The sequence below is a fragment of the Microbulbifer okhotskensis genome (assembly GCF_023895975.1).
GTDB classification, from domain to species: Bacteria; Pseudomonadota; Gammaproteobacteria; order Pseudomonadales; family Cellvibrionaceae; genus Microbulbifer; species Microbulbifer okhotskensis.
The window spans coordinates 1-18951 of sequence record NZ_JALBWM010000036.1; the positions used below are offsets into that span (position 1 = coordinate 1).

13 protein-coding genes are annotated in these 18951 nt (G+C 49.7%); 7 read left to right on the top strand and 6 right to left on the bottom strand.

Going from position 1 to position 18951, the window contains the following annotated elements:
• Window positions 1-924: 924 nt before the first annotated feature.
• Window positions 925-1752 carry an alpha/beta hydrolase gene (locus tag MO867_RS10210; protein ID WP_252466321.1) on the top strand — a complete coding sequence of 276 codons (828 nt, stop codon included), beginning with the start codon at window positions 925-927 and terminating at the stop codon, window positions 1750-1752.
• 574 nt (window positions 1753-2326) lie between these two features.
• On the opposite strand, the gene MO867_RS10215 is transcribed toward MO867_RS10210, so the two are convergent.
• Window positions 2327-2518: a hypothetical protein gene (locus MO867_RS10215; protein WP_252466322.1), complete on the bottom strand. Its 192-nt coding sequence runs from the start codon at window positions 2516-2518 to the stop codon at window positions 2327-2329.
• A 415-nt stretch (window positions 2519-2933) separates the two neighbouring features.
• Here MO867_RS10215 and parC point away from each other — a divergent pair, with 415 nt between their 5' ends.
• The 3 genes from parC (at window position 2934) to MO867_RS10230 (ending at window position 6842) form a co-directional block, all read left to right on the top strand.
• Window positions 2934-5183: a DNA topoisomerase IV subunit A gene (gene parC, locus MO867_RS10220; protein ID WP_252466323.1), complete on the top strand. Its 2250-nt coding sequence runs from the start codon at window positions 2934-2936 to the stop codon at window positions 5181-5183.
• A 137-nt stretch (window positions 5184-5320) separates the two neighbouring features.
• Entirely contained in the window at window positions 5321-5770 is a 450-nt protein-coding gene (locus tag MO867_RS10225) for a MarR family winged helix-turn-helix transcriptional regulator (protein ID WP_252466324.1), read from the top strand.
• Window positions 5763-6842, top strand: a complete 1080-nt coding sequence (locus MO867_RS10230; RefSeq protein WP_252466325.1) for an HlyD family secretion protein — start codon at window positions 5763-5765, stop codon at window positions 6840-6842. Before MO867_RS10225 ends, MO867_RS10230 begins: the two co-directional genes overlap by 8 nt.
• A 79-nt stretch (window positions 6843-6921) precedes the next feature.
• Here MO867_RS10230 and MO867_RS10235 read toward each other — a convergent pair whose 3' ends face one another.
• From MO867_RS10235 to MO867_RS10245, 3 genes are all read right to left on the bottom strand, one after another.
• Window positions 6922-7341, bottom strand: a complete 420-nt coding sequence (locus MO867_RS10235) for a DUF2147 domain-containing protein (protein WP_252466356.1) — start codon at window positions 7339-7341, stop codon at window positions 6922-6924.
• Window positions 7342-7501: 160 nt separating this feature from the next.
• Window positions 7502-8968 carry a protein adenylyltransferase SelO gene (locus MO867_RS10240; RefSeq protein WP_252466326.1) on the bottom strand — a complete coding sequence of 489 codons (1467 nt, stop codon included), beginning with the start codon at window positions 8966-8968 and terminating at the stop codon, window positions 7502-7504.
• Window positions 8969-9024: 56 nt separating this feature from the next.
• Window positions 9025-10497: a Ppx/GppA phosphatase family protein gene (locus MO867_RS10245; protein WP_252466327.1), complete on the bottom strand. Its 1473-nt coding sequence runs from the start codon at window positions 10495-10497 to the stop codon at window positions 9025-9027.
• 387 nt (window positions 10498-10884) lie between these two features.
• Here MO867_RS10245 and ppk1 (MO867_RS10250) point away from each other — a divergent pair, with 387 nt between their 5' ends.
• Window positions 10885-12933: a polyphosphate kinase 1 gene (gene ppk1, locus MO867_RS10250; protein ID WP_252466328.1), complete on the top strand. Its 2049-nt coding sequence runs from the start codon at window positions 10885-10887 to the stop codon at window positions 12931-12933.
• Between the two features lie 575 nt (window positions 12934-13508).
• Window positions 13509-15548, top strand: a complete 2040-nt coding sequence (ppk1, locus tag MO867_RS10255; protein ID WP_252466329.1) for a polyphosphate kinase 1 — start codon at window positions 13509-13511, stop codon at window positions 15546-15548.
• Window positions 15549-15618: 70 nt separating this feature from the next.
• Here the strand turns inward: ppk1 (MO867_RS10255) and MO867_RS10260 are convergent, their stop codons facing one another.
• Entirely contained in the window at window positions 15619-16125 is a 507-nt protein-coding gene (locus MO867_RS10260) for a hypothetical protein (protein WP_252466331.1), read from the bottom strand.
• Between the two features lie 56 nt (window positions 16126-16181).
• Window positions 16182-17936, bottom strand: coding sequence for a bifunctional isocitrate dehydrogenase kinase/phosphatase (gene aceK / locus MO867_RS10265; protein WP_252466332.1), 1755 nt, complete (start codon window positions 17934-17936; stop codon window positions 16182-16184).
• A gap of 160 nt (window positions 17937-18096) precedes the next feature.
• Here aceK and MO867_RS10270 point away from each other — a divergent pair, with 160 nt between their 5' ends.
• Window positions 18097-18705: a MarC family protein gene (locus tag MO867_RS10270; protein WP_252466334.1), complete on the top strand. Its 609-nt coding sequence runs from the start codon at window positions 18097-18099 to the stop codon at window positions 18703-18705.
• The last annotated feature ends 246 nt before the right edge of the window (window positions 18706-18951 follow it).

Here is an 18951-nt window from a genome sequence, read left to right on the forward strand (position 1 = left end):
GACCGTTCTTTTCCAGGGGATTAACTGATGCACTTCAAAGTTGAATGCAGGTTTTGTTATGAGGTGGTATGAGGATAATTATTTTTTTCAGTAATGTTATCAATATCAGCATTTTATGATTTTTGTCGTTATCCGGAGAAAATTTCTCTAGCCTTTATTTGTGGCGAAAAACCTAACGATATTCTTCGCATACAGCAAAGCCACCCAAGTTACTCATACTGCGCTACCGATCTAATTATAGTACAGGTGTTAGATTTAAATGGACGGTGCGGCTATAAAGTGACCAGAAACTGGAGGCAACACTGTACACCAGCAACCGATTTTTTAGTAACCGAAGGTAAGAAAGCTACCTCGAGACGGTCTCTTGATGGTGGTTGTGTAGGTGGTTATGCCACTTTCAAGAATGATTACTCCCACTTGATTCATCAAAAATTGTTCTCGCATCAATAATTTAGGTGATTTAGGGTATGAGCAGGGGTTGTGGTAATTATCATAACTCTTTGTTGTGATTTTTGCTTTCTTTAAAGGTGATTATGATTGGTGGTTGATGTAAATGTCAGCGTCACTTATAGTGAAGGTTGGAGTTAATATTTCCTGGTTAATCATTATGTAGATGCTTTCTAGGTCCATAGTGGAGATCAATTGCAGAGTAAGTGGATTTAGCTGGCTATTGCTCCTTTATTGCAAGGGTTAAAGTGTGTTGATTTGCAGTTGTGGGTGAGGCTTATTGCATTTGTGATGTACTCCAATCTATTTCATCGTGAGGGGGTTGCCCATGAGTTGTATCCTTTTGACAGATAAAGGTGGGGTGAATTTAAAGCGCAAAAATTCAAGGGTATAGTTTTTGTGGGCGTTAAGCTGGAATGTCTATAGGTTAACCTGCGGGTTAAAATTACAGTTCAACCTTTGCTTGGTATCATATTAATGATCAAATTCTTTGTATTTTTTATATTTCTTTCTCACGTGTCAGATTTTGTCTGTGCAATGGATTTTGAGAGGGCACCCCTAGTTGTTGGTGATTCAATAAAATTTTCATCCAAAGTTCTGAATGAAGATAGAAGGTTGAACATTTATCTGCCCGAGAGTTATCAGCGTTCGTCAAAAAGGAATTATCCTGTAATCTATTTGTTGGATGGAGCTATCAGCGAAGACTTTGTCCATATAGCTGGTGTATTACAATTTGGGTCATTTTCTTGGGTTAACATGGTTCCAGAGTCGATTCTTGTTGGCGTGGTAAATGTTGACAGAAAGCGAGACTTTACATTTCCTTCCACTAAGTCATTGGATAAGAAAGAATTTCCGTCTTCTGGAGGGTCGAGTAAATTTATTGAGTTTCTTGGTCGGGAGCTTCAGCCTTTAATTGAGAGCAACTATCGTGTCAATGGAGAGTCGACCTTGATAGGTCAGTCCCTGGGTGGGCTTGTGGCTACGGAAATTCTATTTAAGCATTCAGCTCTTTTTGATAATTACATTATTATCAGCCCAAGCCTATGGTGGAGCGGCGAGTTACTAATGACTGACTCTGCGGAAGAGTGCTGTGATGATAAGCTGATCTATATTGGAGTAGGAAGAGAGGGGGAAGTCATGGAGAGGCTTGCTAGAACACTATTTAATAAGTTAGATAATGAGAAAAATAAAACTGAAGTTCACTTTGGCTACTTTAAGCAGCTAGATCATGGTGATACTCTACATCTAGCTGTATATGACGCATTTGAGAAACTTTTTTCTGCTAAATCAGCTAGAGAAAAATAACATCAATTTCATGGTTGCAATGTTTTTTAGGCACGGTTTTAATAATGCCATTTTTTTGCAGCAGAGATTTTTTACTTTGGGGGCTGCCAGCTCCCTTCATCAGTTTTTGCTGCTTCAGGTTGTGATACTTCTTCTTGGTTTTGTTCTGGGGGGCAAACTCTGTGTTAGTTAATTCGTATCATAAGGTTACGTAATTAACTCCCTTTCTTAACTGCCGATGTTTTTATATGGATATAAATATCTATTTGATCTGTAAGGAGTTTCACCATGGCTCGCAACAAAGAGAAATTCCAGAAGAGTCTCAGTTTGCTCCAATATCGTAAAGAATATGGAACTGAAGAACAGTTGTTCTTTACAATCTGTCAATGGCTCTGACTAAACGGTTTTTTTGCCCCCATTGCGGGTATGATAAGCGTTGCGACCTATCTTATCGCAAGTTTAGTGCGTGTAATCGGTGCCACACGTTGGTCACTCCTCGTAAGATCTTCGATCCCACAAGTTGTGCCTTGCTATTTGCTTCCGCGGGATCTTTTTTATAATCGAGAATAAGACGGGCATTTCCTGCATGGAGTTGTCAGGCTATCCGGGTATCTCTTGCAACGCTGTGCGGCGTATGAGCCAGGAATTCATGCGGGTGATGATAGAGCGAGATCACCGGTATCAACTGTCTGGCTTTGCTGAATTGGGTGGCACCCATGTCGATGGAGAGCGCACTGGATGCAATCTCGGGTGCGAAGCTCAGGGTAACTCCCCTTTGTGGTGCCATTGAAACCACCAGGGGAGGGTGCCCTACCCGCATCAAACTTTCTGCTGTCAGGGAATTCAAGAGCAGTCAAGCCAAACATTACCTTAGTGTAGATACATATAAGGTCGTCCTTAAAAACCTTCTGATGTTTTGCAACTGTATAATTCGGCGAGTTGGGGATCTGTTGGATGGTGCAGTAATGACTGGGGGTAGGTGCTCATAGCCTTGGGGGAATGCCACAAGCTATTAAGACAAGCCATGAAATTCATATTGTTGACTTAGGGGTTTTGTAAGTTGGCCGGGTTACTTTCTCAGTTGTGAGCGCCGATAGGTTGGGTCCTAATAACGCCTTCCTCTGGAACTAATCGCTTCCCTTTGAACCTCCCGCCTCAGTCCGCCATAATCCGCCCTTTCCGAACAAAATAACGAGTGCTGTATGACCGACACCTCTGTTTATGAGGCTTCAGAGCGCCTGCCGTTAAAGGAGTACACCGAGAAGGCGTACCTGGATTACTCCATGTATGTGATCCTGGATCGTGCCCTGCCGAATATCGGTGACGGCCTGAAGCCGGTACAGCGGCGTATTGTATACGCCATGAGCGAGCTGGGCCTGAAGAATACTGCCAAGTACAAGAAGTCCGCGCGCACCGTTGGCGATGTGATCGGTAAGTACCACCCGCATGGCGATAGCGCCGTGTATGAAGCGATGGTGCTGATGGCACAGTCGTTCAGTTACCGCTACCCGCTGATTGACGGTCAGGGCAACTGGGGCTCGCCGGACGATCCCAAATCTTTTGCGGCTATGCGTTATACCGAGTCGCGCATGGGTAAATATTCGGAAGTGTTGCTGTCGGAACTGGGTCAGGGGACGGTGGACTGGCAGGCGAACTTTGATGGCACTATGGATGAGCCCTGCGTGCTGCCGGCACGGGTGCCCAATATTTTGCTGAACGGTACTACCGGTATTGCCGTGGGTATGGCTACGGATATACCGCCGCATAATTTACGCGAATTGGTCAACGCGACGGTGGCGCTACTGGAAAACCCCAAGGCCACGGTTGATGACCTGTGTGAGCATATCCTCGGTCCGGACATGCCCACTGATGCGGAGATCATTACCCCGCAGGATGATATCCGCAAGATTTATACCAGCGGTCGCGGTTCCATCAAAATGCGTGCCCTATGGAATAGGGAAGATGGCGACATCGTGATTACCGCACTGCCCCATCAGGTTAGTGGCGCTAAGATATTGGAGCAAATTGCCCTGCAGATGCAGGCCAAGAAGTTGCCGATGGTGAGCGACCTGCGCGATGAGTCAGACCACGAAAATCCTACACGCTTGGTGATTGTGCCCAAGTCCAATCGGGTGGAAGTGGAGCCGGTGATGAATCACCTGTTCGCCACCACCGATCTGGAACGCAATTACCGCGTTAATATGAATATGATCGGGAATGACGGACGTCCACAGGTGAAGTCCCTCGACAAAATCCTGCGCGAGTGGCTCACTTTCCGCGCCACCACGACCCGCCGTCGCTTGCAGTTCCGCCTGGATAAGGTTGAGAAGCGCCTGCACGTATTAGCGGGTCAATTGGTTGCCTTCCTCAACATCGATGAAGTGATCGAGATTATTCGCACCTTTGATGACCCCAAGCTGGCGCTGATGGATCGCTTCGAGCTGACGGAAATCCAAGCGGATCATATTCTCGATACCAAGTTGCGTCAGTTAGCGCGTCTCGAAGAAATGAAAATCCGCGGCGAGCAGGCGGACCTTGAGAAAGAGCGCGATACCCTCACCAAGACCCTGGACAGCGAGCGCCGCCTGAAGACCCTGATCAAGAAAGAATTACTGGCGGCGGCCAAGGAATTTGGTGATGAGCGCCGCTCTCCCATTGTGGCACGTGAGGAATCCAAGGCATTCAGTGAAGCTGAATTGCTTTCCTCCGACCCGATCACCGTAGTGGTGTCGGAAAAAGGCTGGATTCGTTCGGCCAAGGGCCATGAGATTGATGCCGCTGCGCTCAGTTACAAAGCGGGTGATAGTCTCGGTCTTGCCGCGCGCGGCAAGAGTAATCAGCCGGCCCTACTGTTGGACAGTACCGGTCGCAGCTACTCGATTCCCACCCATACATTACCCTCGGCGCGGGGACAGGGCGAGCCGCTCAGTGGTCGTATCAATCCGCCATCCGGCGCCACTTTTGAGGGGCTGTTGATGGGACCAGATGAGCAGCGAATTCTAATGGCTTCCGATGCGGGCTATGGCTTTATCACCAAGCTTTCAGATTTACAGTCGCGCAACAAGGCCGGCAAAGCCATGCTGACCCTGCCCAAAGGGGCCCAAGTGTTGCCGCCCCAAGTGTTGGAAAATCCCGAGACAGCACTTCTGGCGGCAGTGACCTCGGAAGGTCGCATGTTGGTATTCCCTGTGACCGAACTGCCGGAGCTGTCGAAAGGCAAGGGCAACAAGATTATCAATATCACTTCTGCCCGCGCGGCTGCCCGTGACGAAGTGGTTGTCGGGATCGCCGTGCTGAAGGGTAAAGACCAGTTGGTCGTTCATGCTGGCAAGCGCCATACCAAGATTAAGATTTCGGAGATGGATCACTATCGTGGTGAGCGCGGCCGGCGCGGCAACAAGCTGCCACGGGGTTTCCAGAAGGTCGATAGTATCGAAGTGTTGGAGAAATAGGCTACCTCTGGGCATAGGCAAAAAGGCGGCTCTAGTGGCTGCCTTTTTTAATGGTGGTGCTGGGATATTGATAACTGATACATTGATGAAATAATAAGCAGGCTTATAATGAGCGGCCTTAAAAAGGGAGAGGGGCTATGTCCAAGGAAGATGTCGCCACAGAGATGAGTTTTCAGCTGCACAGTGCCGCGCGCCTGCTGCGGCGAAACTTTGACCGAAGGGCCAAGGACCATGGGCTCAGTGGATCCCGCTGGCAGGTGCTTTGGTATCTGCTGCGCGATCAGGGCCTGAAGCAGGCTGAATTGGCCGAACGCCTGGATCTGGCACCGATCAGTCTGGCGCGACAGCTCGATAACCTTCAGCAGGAGGGGCTGGTCGAGCGGCGACCCGATCCGGATGATCGGCGCTGCTTTCGTATTTACCTGACAGAGCGGGCGATGCCGGCTCTGGAGTTGCTGGGAGGTGTGGCACAGCAGACCCGCTCCGAGGCTCTGGTGGGCTTCTCTCCCACAGAGGTGCAACAACTACAGGCGTTGCTATCCCGGCTGCGTAAAAACCTGACATGTGAAGAGATTGAATGTGACTGAAAAGCTGTCTTTTAAGCTAGACCGCGCGGGGCTGCGAGAGTTCGCGCTCTCTTTTGTGCTGGTGTTGGCCGCCCTGGTTGGTGGCTGGAGCCTGTTGCGCGATGGCGATATCGTGGAGACAGAAAATGCCTATGTTAAGGCGGATAAGATCTCTCTGGCGCCCGAAGTTAGTGGTGTCGTTACCCAGGTTTTAGTCAGTGCCAACCAAGTGGTACAAAAAGGTCAGTTACTGATTCAAATTGACCGCACCGCTTTTGAGCTGGAAGTGACTGAAGCAGAGGCGCGCCTGGCTCAGGTGCGCAACGAGCTGCTCGCGCGCCGCTCCGAATACGCCGAGGCCGACGCGGCCTTGCAGCAAGCGCGCAAAGGCGCGGACTTCTATCGCCGCCAGCTGGAGCGCAATGAAAAATTGGGCAAGGTGGCTTTTTCCGAAGCCGAACTGGATGGCGCGCGCCAGCAATTGGAGCGCGCGAGGGGACAGATCAGTATTAACGCCGAGAAACTCTCCAGCTTGCGCGCTGAGTTGGGTGGAGATCCGGCCATTGCGCTGGAAGAGCAGGCGGATTTGAAGGTGGCCCAGGCGCAATTGGATACCGCACGTTATCAGTTGTCCCGCACCCGAATTATTGCGCCGGTGGATGGCACTATTGCCAATACCATCCCCAAAGTGGGTGAGATGGCGACCCTGGGCATTAATCTGCTGCAAATGATCGGTTCCAGCGGTCTTTGGGTTGAGGCCAACCTGAAAGAGACAGAGCTGGGCCGCGTGCGTACGGGACAGCAAGCGGAAGTGACGCTGGATGCCTATCCTGGGTTTGAGTGGCAGGCGCAGGTGGACAGTATGAGCCCCGCCAGCGGCAGCGAATTTGCAGCCACACCGCCACAAAATGCCAGTGGCAAGTGGGAGAAGGTGGTTCAGCGCGTGCCGGTTCGTTTGCGCCTTTATCCCCTCAAGGAATCGCCTGCTTTACGTGCGGGTATGAGTGCCACGGTGCGTATCGATACCAGCGAGGATGCCAAAGTGGTATCGGCTCGCGCCTCGACTGAGGAGAGTGGCAGAGTGGTCTTATAGGGCTCTGTTCCCAGGGTAAAGCTTGGGTCTGGTCAAGAGATTAGGCCCGATAAGGTTCGAGCCCGAGAGGGGGGGGCTGTTACTGCACCCGGTGCCAGGTTTGAGTGCGGTAGAGGAAGCCGAGATAGCCGCGCACTTTGAGGGTGTTGTCACCTTCCAGCCAGGCTTTGCAGTCGTAGACCTTGCCTTTGACCGGGTCGAGTATCTCACCACCTTCGTATTTTTTTCCTTTCTGAACCAGACCGGTGATCACATCCATGCCCACAATGGGCTTGCCCTTGAGGTCGCCAGGGCAATTGTCACAGGCAGTGTCGTTGGGCTTTTGTAGCAGATCCACTACTTGTCCGTAGTATTTCCCATCCTTTTCATAGATTTTGACGATGGACTTGGTCTCTCCTGTCTCGTCGTCAATAGTACGCCAGTTCCCCAGAATATCTGCGGCACTGGCCTGCAAGGTGAACAACAGGCCAAGGGTGGCCAGGAGCAGGTGTCTTATCATCACTTGTTTTTCCTATGTAAAGTAGGGTGACCCAGATCTTACATGAAGTCATCTATGAGGGCAGTGGATAAGTCGTCATCAGGAAAATTCCAAACGCAAAAACTGGCATTTGGCCGCATATACTCGCTTTTTGGGCGAGGTTTGTACCAATTTCGCTGCTTTAAGAGGAGCAGCTCAATGGCAGACGCTTGCCCGACTCCGGTGGAGCACTGGCCCAAACTTCGTGTTCCGGATTCTCCGCAAAAGGGGATTGGAGCAATTGACGCAAAGTCCGTAGAGGATGATAGTCGCCCTCTTCTGCGGCCTCGATGACTTTCTGTGCCAAATAGTTACGCAGAATGTATTTAGGATTGGCTGTCAACATCGCCCGATTGCGTTCACGGGTGTCGCTGTTTTCCCGCGCCAGGCGGCGGTCGTAATGTTGCAACCACTGCTCCAGGCCACTGTGATGCGCGGGCTTGAGTAGGTCCAGCAGGGCGCTGGCAGGGCGCTCCCCGCGATAGTGAGCCAGGGCACGAAAGAACAAGGTGTAATCCACCTGCCCCTGTTGTAGTAATTGAAGCAGATCCGCACAGAGCGCTTGGTCGCCAGCCTCTTCCTGTGCAAGGCCCAGTTTTACACGCATGCGATGGGCATAGGCTTCGCTAACTGCGGGCTCGAACTGTTCCAGGCAGTCGCGCAGTACTTCAACACTGATAAAAGCGGAGAGAGCGTGGGCCAGGGCGTTCAGGTTCCACAGTACAACACCAGGTTGCTGCTCGAAGGCATAGCGTCCAGTGTGGTCGGAATGGTTACAGATAAAAGTGGAGTCGTAGTCGTCCAGAAAAGCGTAGGGGCCGTAGTCGAAAGTGTCGCCGATAATCGACATGTTATCGGTGTTGAGTACGCCATGGGCAAAGCCAACTGACTGCCAGGACGCCACCAACTCGGCGCTGCGTCGGGTGGTAAAGCGCAGCAGCGCCTCGGCTTGCTCGCCCGTGGTCAATCCTTCGGTGCCGGGTACAAATCGCTGGCAGGTAATCCCGATCAATGTCCGCAGTGCTTCTAGCTGTTTGGTGTAAAAGAAGTACTCGAAATGGCCGAAGCGTACATGACTTTCGGCCACGCGGATCAGCATGGCGCCGGTTTCAATTTTCTCGCGGGTTACCCGTTCATCACTGCCAATGAGGCACAGTGCTCTGGTGCTGGGAATGCCCAGGCCGTAGAGGGCTTCACAGGCGAGGTATTCGCGAATGGTGGAGCGAAGCACCGCGCGGCCGTCGCCAAAACGGGAGTAGGGAGTCTTGCCGGCGCCTTTAAGGTGCAGTTCCCAGCGTTGGCCTCCTGTCTCAATCTCTCCCAATAACAGTGCGCGGCCATCTCCCAGCTCAGGGTTATAGACACCGAACTGGTGGCCGGTGTATTTCATGGCGAAGGGGCGGCTGCCATTGAATAATTTGGCCCCACAGCCGAGTTGGGCCCAGGCAGGTTCCGACTTTTCATTGGGGTCAATACCCAGCAGTTGCAACACCGCAGGGTTGACATCAATCACCTGGGGTTGGCTAAAAGGCGTGGGTGCCACGAGGGCGCCAAATACGTCGCCCAGATCGGCATAGTGGTGACTGAGAGTGACTTCGCTGAGTTTCATAGCTTGTGATTGTAGAGTGAATTGTTGCGTAAAGCGCTAGAGTAACCCGCTCAGGGTTATACCGCAGTCACTTGCAAAAGGCGATTCTGTGATCGCCAATGCAACTCTTCCTGTTCGAGCAGTTCGGCGACAGCGGGACTCTCATCCAGCCATTGCTGATTGACCTTCAGATGATAGGCATCTCCCTGGTCGTAAAGGCTCAAGCCCTCTATGCTGCGCTCGGTGCGGTCCCGGTGGATGATGCAGCCCAAGCGAAGGCACAGCAGGAGGTCGGGGCTAGGATGAAACCCATAGTGCTCGTGGGGGTGTTTTATCCGCCCGCGCTGATTGTGTACCAAATAGGCTAAGTGTTCCTGTTCGCTTTTGGAGAAACCAGCGAGATCGGCGTGCTTGATCATATAGGCGCCGAGCTTGCGAAAGCTGCTATGGGTGAGGGCCAGGCCGCTTTCGTGTAGCTGGATCGCCCAGTGCAGGCGCACCTTGCCCTCTGGCGGATACTGGGGGCGCAGTTGTTGCAGGAGTTTCAGTGCGCTACCACTGACGCGTCGCGCTTGGCTGGTATCCACCTGCCAGCGCTGCACCATGGCGGCAATGGTGTCGGCACGGCGGTCGCCGCCGTGCAGGCGCCCGGCCAGGTCGTGCACGATGCCCTCGCGGATTGCGTAGGGGGAGACTTCTACACGCAGGATATCGAGTTCACAAAATATCGCGTGCAATATCGCCAGACCCGCGGCAAAAACCGGGCGGCGCTCTTCGTCCAGATAAGGTAGGTCCAGATCGGCGGTATGCTCGGCGGAGGAAACCCGGTAGGCGAGTTGGTCTATATCTCCGCGCGTAATGGCCTTCACTTCGCCCTCGTTGCAGATCCTGGAAACCGCTTTAATAGTTCCAGAGCAGCCGATGACCTCGCTGTCCTCCGCAATGTGTTGCAGTTCCTGCAATTCTGCGCGAGCCGCGCGGCGCGCACGATCAAAGTGGTTGGTGGTATTGCGGCTGATCAGGCCGTCGGCAAAGAAGCGCTTGCTATAGGACACGCAGCCCATATACAGGCTTTCCAATTGCTGGGGCGTGTCACAACCACGCACCAGTTCGGTGGAGCCACCGCCGATATCAATAACGCAGCGCAACCTGGGTGGGCCGTCAGCCACAGCCAGTACCCCGTTGAAGATAAGGCGGGCCTCTTCGATCCCGCTGATAATTTCGACCGGTACGCCGAGGATTGATTCGACCTCCTCTAGAAAGCCATCGGCATTGGCCGCAGCGGCGCGCAGGGTGTTGGTCCCCACGACGCGCACATGATCCAGAGGCAGTTTATCCACCACTGGTTGGAAGCGTTGCAATGCGGCGAGGGCGCGCTCGGTCACGACCGGGTTCAATTGGTGGTTACTGTCCAGCCCTTCGGCCAAGCGGACCATGGCGCGATCGGTGTGAAGTCGCACCATGCGTTGGCCGCGAAACTCTGCCAGCAGCAGATGAAAACTGTTTGAGCCCAGATCGAGGGCGGCATAACGTTCGTTTGGAGTCTGCATCAATATCTCGGTGAAAGCGGTAAGAGCGAGAGTCAGGCTCTCTATTATTCACTCTGCTACTTTCTATGCCAATAATCTGTTTGATAGCTTTCTTTTGCGTCATAACGGCACAAAACACAACAAGATTACAAAATTATGAATTTTATTTTAGAAATTGAAAGTAATTAGTATTTATTTGTACCATTTTTAGATTAATCCGTGTGGCAGAAATCCATGAAGGTAGAAAAACCTGCTAAGTTGCTGTTGGCGCTTGCTCATCGCAGCGTTTCGGTGGCATATTTCTTTACTCAAATTTAGCCCTTCATCCCTGTAGTTTAGGCTGACGGTCCAGAGCAAACTGGACTGTTTTACAGTCGCAATATTCCGGATGCGTTTTACGGTTTTACCATGTCTAATGCTGTGCCTTTATTTCCCAAAGAGCTGAGCTGGCTCTCATTCAACGAGCGTGTTTTACAGGAAGTCGAAGATGGCAGTGTGCCGATCATTGAGCGAGTGCACTTTTTAGGGATTTTCTCCAACAACCTGGATGAATTTTTCCGCGTGCATGTGGCGGCAGTACGACGCTTGGCAGCTTTTTCTGACAGTGGAGAAAAGAAAGAGTACTTTGGCAAGTTACTGCAATCGATCAATGAGCGGATAATTCGGCTACAAAAGCGCTACTCTGCCGCTTACAGCCAAGTTCTGAAAGATCTCGGCAAGCACGATATCCACGTGGTACGGGAAACCACGCTTAACCCGCGGCAGCGAAAATTTGTTGAGAGCTATTTTCACCGCGAGGTGTTGCCAGAGCTGGAGCCGTTTTTTATCGATGGGCGTAAGCCCATGCCACTTATCAATGAAACTAGTATCTACTTCGCTATAGCCCTCGAATTAGATGACGATTCCGAGCGCTATGTGGCAATGGAAATTCCCACCTCGACCCTGCCGCGCTTTGTCGAAATTCCACCGCGAGAAGGCAAGCGAGAAAAAGTTTATATTGTTATCGATAATATCATTCGTGCATGTCTGAAGGAAATTTTTCGTCAGGTGGTGTCGATATCCAAAGCCAGTGCCTATATGTTCAAAATCAGTCGTGATGCCGAGCTGGAATTGAGCGAAGAAATTACTCAAAATACCCTTGACCGAATGGAGCGGTCGTTGAAAAAAAGGAAACGTGCTGACCCGGTACGTATGGCATACGATGGGGATATTCCTCGAGTCCTTCTTGATCTTATTAAGAAAAAGTTAAAGATGGGGCGTTACGATACTTATATTCCCGGTGGACGCTATCATAATTCCAAGGATTTTATGAAATTTCCCGGTGAATCCTCCCGGCATCGTTACAAACGCCTGCCTCCATTACCGGTCCTGCCCAAAGATGAAAGTGTATTTTCCCAGTTGTGCAAAGAGGATAAACTCTATTACTACCCCTATTATGATTTTCGTGCGATCACTAATTTTTTGGCCTCTGCTGCATTGGATCCGGTAGTTAGGGAAATTCGTATCAATTTGTATCGGGTAGCAAAAAACTCCAGAGTGGTAGCTGCCCTGATCAATGCAGTGCGCAACAATAAAAAAGTCACTGCGGTAGTGGAGTTGCGCGCACGCTTTGATGAGAAAGCCAATATCCATTGGTCACATGAACTCAGTGAAGCGGGCGTTAATGTGGTGTATGGAGTGCCTGAGCTAAAGGTGCACTGTAAGTTAATCTCTGTGGTTCGCCGTGAAAATGGTCGAGATCGCTTCTATAGCCACCTGGGTACCGGGAATTTTAACGAGAATACGGCAAAGGTATACTGCGATTTCAGCCTGTTGACCAATAATCAGGAAATGGGTCGCGACGTATACAATGCATTTGACTTTATGCAGGCACCACGTAAACGTCCAACATTCAAGCATATTATTACGTCTCCATTTGTCTATCGAAATGCCATTACTGACGCTATTGATCAGGAAATCAAGGCTGCACAGTCGGGTCAGAATGCTGAGCTGTTCTTTAAATGCAACAGCCTGGTCGACAGTAGGATTATTGAGCAGCTCTACCGTGCCAGTGCGGCAGGGGTGAAAATCCGTATGATTGTGCGCGGAATGTGTTCGTTGATTTGCGAAACACCGGGGCTGTCGGACAATATTCGTATTATCAGTCTGGTGGATAAATTTTTGGAGCATGCTCGTGTTTATATTTTTCACAATGGTGGTGACGAATTGATGTGGCTATCCTCGGCCGATCTTATGAAGCGGAATTTGGATCAGCGTGTCGAAGTCACCTTTCCCATCCACAATCTGGAACACCAGGCCACTATCCGAAAAATCATGGAGTTGCAGTGGAGCGACAACCAGAAGGCACGTCTGCTTGATGCAAAACAGACGAATTCGCAACTGGCCAATGATGGACGTAAAGGTTGCCGTTCGCAGGATGCGATTTACCGTTTCCTGAAACAACGCGCAGCTGACTGAAGGGTGTCAACTCAGAGGCAGTAATCAACTGACCCTTGAGCAATTAAAAGGCGCCATTTCTATGGGGATGGGGTCGGTTTGCAATAGCTGGGATGGTCTGAAGGGGTTTCGCTGCACGGGCGGCATTTGCTCCTTGGAGTTAGGCTCTGTATTCTGTCTGCAGGGTCACTTCTTCTTATCAAACCCTGTATTACTATGAGAATGTTGATCTGCTTAAGATGCGGTACGAATCTTAAGCAGCGGGTCAGCGGGCTGCCAACAACGTATTGTTTTTACTCTAGCTTTATATCCTGGGGAGTATCTTGACGACACCTGGGCAAGTTACCACTCGTCTATCGATGTCTTTTCCCATACGAAAGAAAACGCCGATAGTTAAGTTGGCATACTGTTCTACTATTTAGGGGGTGGCATTTAATCGTGTGGCCCTGAGCTTTAGTGGAGACGTGCATGGTTGATCTGATTCATGCGCGAATGCAAGCTGAGGTTGTGCGTACTTTACAGCCTGGGGGCGACAAGCTTTAGTTGTCGCTGAAAATGACAGTATACGAGTTAATAGTTGTGGAAGCGGTTTGCCCATGGCGAATGATATTCCCTTGTACCCCAAAGAGCTTAGTTGGCTCTCTTTTAACGAACGGGTGCTGCAGGAGGTGGAGGACGAGAGTGTACCGATTGTTGAGCGAGTACATTTCTTGGGTATTTTTTCCAATAATATGGATGAGTTTTTTCGTACTCAGGTGGCTGGTGTACGTAGACTCACTAGTTTTTCTATCGGTACAGAACAGAAAGCCTACTTCACCAGGTTGTTGGAAAAAATTAACAAGCGAATTTTACGGCTTGAAGAGCGCTACTCAGATGCCTATGCCAAAGTGATGGAGGAGCTTGGGCAATATAATATCCACATTGTCCGAGAAGGGGGTTTAAATTGCCAGCAACTTGCCTTCGTAAAAAATTATTTCCAACGGGAAGTTCTGCCAGAATTAGAGCCTTTCTTTATTGATGGCCGATCTCCAATGCCGTTGCTTAATGAGCGAGATATCTATTTCGCCATTACCTTGAAACTGAAGGGGGAGCCGAAGCGGTATGCGGCAATGGAAATTCCGACCTCCATTTTACCTCGATTTATAGAAATCCCGGCAAGAAAGGGAAAGAAAGAGAAAGTATATATTGTTTTGGATAATATAATTCGGATATGCCTTTTGGATATTTTTAGAAGTGTGTTGCCGATTATTTCTGCGAAAGCGTATATGTTTAAAATTAGCCGGGATGCTGATATTGAGTTGAGTGAACAAATCACACAAAATATCCTCGATCGTATTGAGCGGTCGCTAAAGCAGAGAATGCGTGCAGATCCAGTACGCCTCGCTTATGATATGGAAATGCCCAAGATCCTATTGGACCTGGTAAAAAAGAAACTTAAGATGGGAAATCGCGATAGCTATACCCCTGGTGGGCGTTATCATAATTCCAAGGATCTTATGCATTTTGCCTCGGATTCTAAAAGCTTTCTATACAGGCGATTGGTACCCTTGCCAACTTTGCCTGTTAACCAGAGTGTATTTGAGCAATTGCAGGCGAGTGACTTGTTGTTTTATTATCCATATCATGATTTTTTGGCGATAACGAACTTTCTCGCTTCCGCATCTATCGATCCTCAGGTTAGAGAAATACGTATTACCTTGTACCGGATGGCAAAAAATTCACGAGTAATTGCTGCGTTAATTAATGCAGCAAGAAATAATATAAAAGTCATTGCGGTTGTCGAGCTAAGGGCCAGCTTTGATGAAGAGGCCAATATTTGTTGGTCGCGCAAGTTGATTGAGGCTGGGGTTCTGGTGATCTATGGAGTCCCCGAGTTGGAAGTGCATGCCAAATTAATTTCGGTTGTGCGCAGAGAACAAGGAAAAAATCGTTTTTATACTCAGTTGGGTACGGGGAATTTTAATGAGAGCACTGCCCGTGTCTATTGTGATTTTAGCGTATTGACTAACCATCAGGCGGTCGGTCGAGATATCTATAATTTGTTTGAGTATATGCGCTTCCCAAATATTCAGCAAAATTATAAACATATCATTGTTTCTCCTTTCTCATTGCGCCAATCTTTTGATCAGGCAATTGAACGCGAGATTGAGGCCGCTCGTAAAGGGCGTGAGGCCAGTTTATTTTTCAAGTGCAATAGTTTAGTTGATAGTCAGTTGATAGCACTTTTCTATAGAGCCAGCGCAGCCGGAGTTAAAATTAGGTTGCTTGTTCGCGGTCAATGTGCATTGATGTGTGAGACCCTGGGGCTATCTGACAATATCAAGGTGGTGAGTTTAATTGATAAATATCTTGAACATGCAAGGGTTTATATTTTTCACAATGGTGGGGATGAGGTGATGTGGATATCCTCGGCCAACCTGAAGAAGCGAAGTCTTGACCAACGAATTGAAGTGACTTATCCAGTGATGAACACAGAACACTACAATACCATCAGAAAAATTATGGAATTGCAGTGGAGCGATAATCAGAAAGCACGCCTTATTGATGCCGGGCAAACCAATACCCAGCTGGCAAATGAGGGTCACAAAGGCTGTCGGGCACAAGATGCAATTTATCGGTATCTAAGAAACCTTTAAATAACACGACTCTTTGTCTTTCTTCTTCAAAAGGCCGATGTGTAGTATTTTCGCTGGTGATTTGAGTATTCTAGTCGGGGCTAAAACCGACTAACTGCCCATCGCTAAATGAGAAACGATATCCTTGACCCACTTGCAGACGTTTGGCGCAAGGCGATTGGATAGTAATACGTGGGTATTGGGGAGTGCTAATCCAGGTTTGGAAATCACCACTGGGTCCACGACCCAGTAGTTGGTAGTAGTCACCGCTACTACAGAAGGCGGCAGGTGTACATCTCTCTGCACCCCAAACATAGCCTACTACATCAAAATGCGGTGGCAGGCTCGATGATTCTCTAAAGGGTTGTCTGGGGTTTTCTGTAAAAGTGAATACATCGTCGAAAGATATGCTGGGAAATCCCCGTGCAGGGGTTGCGCAGCTGACGACATGAGGCTTACCGGTGATACGTGCATGGGGGGGCGGGCGTTTGGCAGGAACTTTGCCCGGAATGGACATTTCACTGGGGAAATAGCCGCAACCGCTGACACTCAGGGTGGTGTAGACCACAGCGATTACAGCCCAGCGAAAAATATACACAGATTACCTGCTCCCTTGGTAAAGCCCTCCTATCAATATAGTCATAGATTGATTGTCTACTTTGTTTGTAGGCGGGTGTGAGACCGGCGATGAAAGCGCCACTTGCGTCGGTAAGGAAAGGCGCTCTCTACATGTCCGGCACGAATACGATCCTGGAGGAGTTTCCAAAAGCGATAGTTGTAGAGATCGCTGTGGAGTTTCTCGAAAGCGGCGCGCGCGGTAGGGTTGCCAGAGAAGAACAGGCGAAACTCCTCCGGGAAAACGTCGGCTTCGGCGACGGTATACCAGGGTCTATCCGCCAGTTCCTGCTCTACAGTTTGTGCTTGCGGGAGTTTGCGGAAGTTGCATTCGGTCAGTGGGCAGAGTTCATCGTAATCATAGAAAACCACCCGGCCGTGACGGGTTACCCCAAAATTCTTTAGTAGCATATCGCCGGGAAAGATATTGGCGGCGGCGAGCTGTTTAATGGCGTTGCCGTACTCTTCCATCGCCTCCCAGGTCTGTTCCTCATTGGCGTGCTGTAAATAGAGATTTAACGGCTCCATCCGCCGCTCTACATATAAGTGTTTGATGATCACTCTTTTGTCATCAATGATTAGCTGTGACGGTGCTACCTCTTGTAGCTCCTTAATGAGTTCTTCACTGAATCGATTGCGGTAGAAAATAAAGAAGGAATACTCCTGGGTGTCGGCCATACGTCCAACCCGGTCGGAGCGAGATACGAATTTGTATTTCTCCTTTACGATCTTTTTGGTCACTGTTTTAGGCTCATCAAATTCATCCTTGATGATCTTGAACACCACTGGGTATGAAGGCAGAGTGAAAACGCTCATCACCATGCCTTTGATACCCGGCGCAATAACGAACTTATCGTTACTGACTTTCATATGCGCGAGAACATGGCGGTAGAACTCAGTCTTGCCGTGTTTGTGAAAGCCGATAGAGTTATACAGCTCGGATTTCTCCTTGAGCGGCATAATCGTGGATAAAAAACGCACAAACCGGGACGGAATTGGCGCGTCCACCATAAAGTAGGAGCGAGTGAAGCTGAAGATAATACTGGCGGAGTCATTGTTGTAGATCAATGTATCCACAAAAATACCGCCGCGACCGTTATTCAGACACGGAAATATCATCGGAATAACTTCGCCGTTGAGAATAATACGGCCCACCAGATAGGCGGCTTTGTTGCGATAGAAGACCGACTCCAGCATATCCACACGCAAGTGTTTTTCGTTGTCGAGGTTTGCCAGTGGAGCATTGCGCAGGGAGTCACAGATATGGATGACATCCCGCTCCATATTTTCCCAAGGCGTAGAGAAACGGAAGTCCTTGAGAATATCTTCGATCATATACTCCAGGCTGTCGCGGGCGCTATAGCTGATATAAATACTGTAATCCCGCAGCGGCTTATCCTCTGGTGTACGGGACGGCTTTACGAAGATATTACTATCGTGAATATTGGCGTGGTGGAACTGACTACAAAACACCGAGTTGAAAAAAGTTTCGGCAATTTCATAGTTATTATGGTTTGCGATTAGCTGCGCATAAGTGGCGCGGGCATCGCGCCACAACTCCAGTCGGTTGGTATCTTTGCTGGTAACGGAGTGGACCAGCTCTACCACCTGGGTGACTTTGGTTTTGTAGAGGTCGATACGGGCCTTGTTGGCCTCGTGCGCCGCCTGCCAGGATGCTGTTTCAAAGCGGGCCTTGGCGCCTAAGGTAATGTTCTGATAGTCAGCAAAATAGGCATTGAAACCATTGAGGATGGTTTTAGCGATACGCCGGGCGGTCGGTGAGTGATTCGTCATGCACTAGACTTTTTGTATATTACAAGTTACAAGTTACGCTTGCGCCAGCGGTTACCGTTTACAACGGAGCTTGGCCTCCAAAGCATATATCGCTCCGGCCCTGGTCAATCTTCGCGCGGCTCAATTATGCGGATAGTAGCACGGCAAGCTGGAGTACCCATTGAACGATTGGATCAGTAGTTTTGTCTTTTTCTTTGCCGTTATTGATCCCGTCGGTACGCTACCGGTGTTTATAGCCGTCACCGCTCGCCATGCGGACTGGCAGAAACGTAACATTGCCTGGCTGGCAGTGCTTGTGGCCGCGGGAATTCTGCTGTTCTTCCTGGTGGCGGGCCAGTTCTTTCTAGAGGCTATCGGAGTGCCCCTATCGGCATTTCAGGTTGCCGGGGGAGTAGTCCTGTTCCTCTTTGCGCTGACCATGATCTTTGGTGATGGTAAACCCGAGCAGGAGATCGAAATTATCCGCGAAGGGCATGAGACGGCAATTTTCCCTCTGGCCGTTCCCTCCATTGCCTCTCCTGGCGCTATGTTAGCTGCCGTCGTTCTGACCGATAATCATCGCTTTGATACGATTCATCAGGTAAAAACCGCATCGGCGATGTTAGCCGTACTGGCTATTGTGATCGTGCTTTTACTGACAGCGAATTGGATCTATCGGTTTATTGGTAATGCCGGAGCCAGCATAGTGAGCCGGGTGATGGGGCTGATATTGGCCTCTGTAGCTACAACAAATGTACTACTTGGAATCCAGCAGTTTTTTGCAATCTGAGCTCTCCAACGAGCACCGACGCCCGTGAAGGCCTCTAAACTCCCATTGAAACGATTTTATGTACTGATATGCGCCGGACGAATACATCTTAAGGTTTGCGGCATATACTTTCACACTGCCGTCAACAAGCCATCTTGTTAAGCTGGCTTGATGGCCCAGCCAAAACTGGCTCAGATTCCTCAGCGAATAGGGTCGTAAGCACAGGAGGTTCCAATGGTCTACGCCACTACTCTTTTACCTTCCTGT

Excerpts from the sequence above, each read along its gene's own strand:
- MO867_RS10240 (WP_252466326.1), bottom strand. The coding sequence starts at position 8,968 with ATGAAACTCAGCGAAGTCACTCTCAGTCACCACTATGCCGATCTGGGC.
- MO867_RS10225 (WP_252466324.1), top strand. The coding sequence starts at position 5,321 with ATGTCCAAGGAAGATGTCGCCACAGAGATGAGTTTTCAGCTGCACAGT.
- ppk1 (WP_252466328.1), top strand. The coding sequence starts at position 10,885 with ATGTCTAATGCTGTGCCTTTATTTCCCAAAGAGCTGAGCTGGCTCTCA.
- MO867_RS10245 (WP_252466327.1), bottom strand. The coding sequence starts at position 10,497 with ATGCAGACTCCAAACGAACGTTATGCCGCCCTCGATCTGGGCTCAAAC.
- aceK (WP_252466332.1), bottom strand. The coding sequence starts at position 17,936 with ATGACGAATCACTCACCGACCGCCCGGCGTATCGCTAAAACCATCCTC.
- ppk1 (WP_252466329.1), top strand. The coding sequence starts at position 13,509 with ATGGCGAATGATATTCCCTTGTACCCCAAAGAGCTTAGTTGGCTCTCT.
- parC (WP_252466323.1), top strand. The coding sequence starts at position 2,934 with ATGACCGACACCTCTGTTTATGAGGCTTCAGAGCGCCTGCCGTTAAAG.
- MO867_RS10235 (WP_252466356.1), bottom strand. The coding sequence starts at position 7,341 with ATGATAAGACACCTGCTCCTGGCCACCCTTGGCCTGTTGTTCACCTTG.
- MO867_RS10210 (WP_252466321.1), top strand. The coding sequence starts at position 925 with ATGATCAAATTCTTTGTATTTTTTATATTTCTTTCTCACGTGTCAGAT.
- MO867_RS10215 (WP_252466322.1), bottom strand. The coding sequence starts at position 2,518 with ATGGCACCACAAAGGGGAGTTACCCTGAGCTTCGCACCCGAGATTGCA.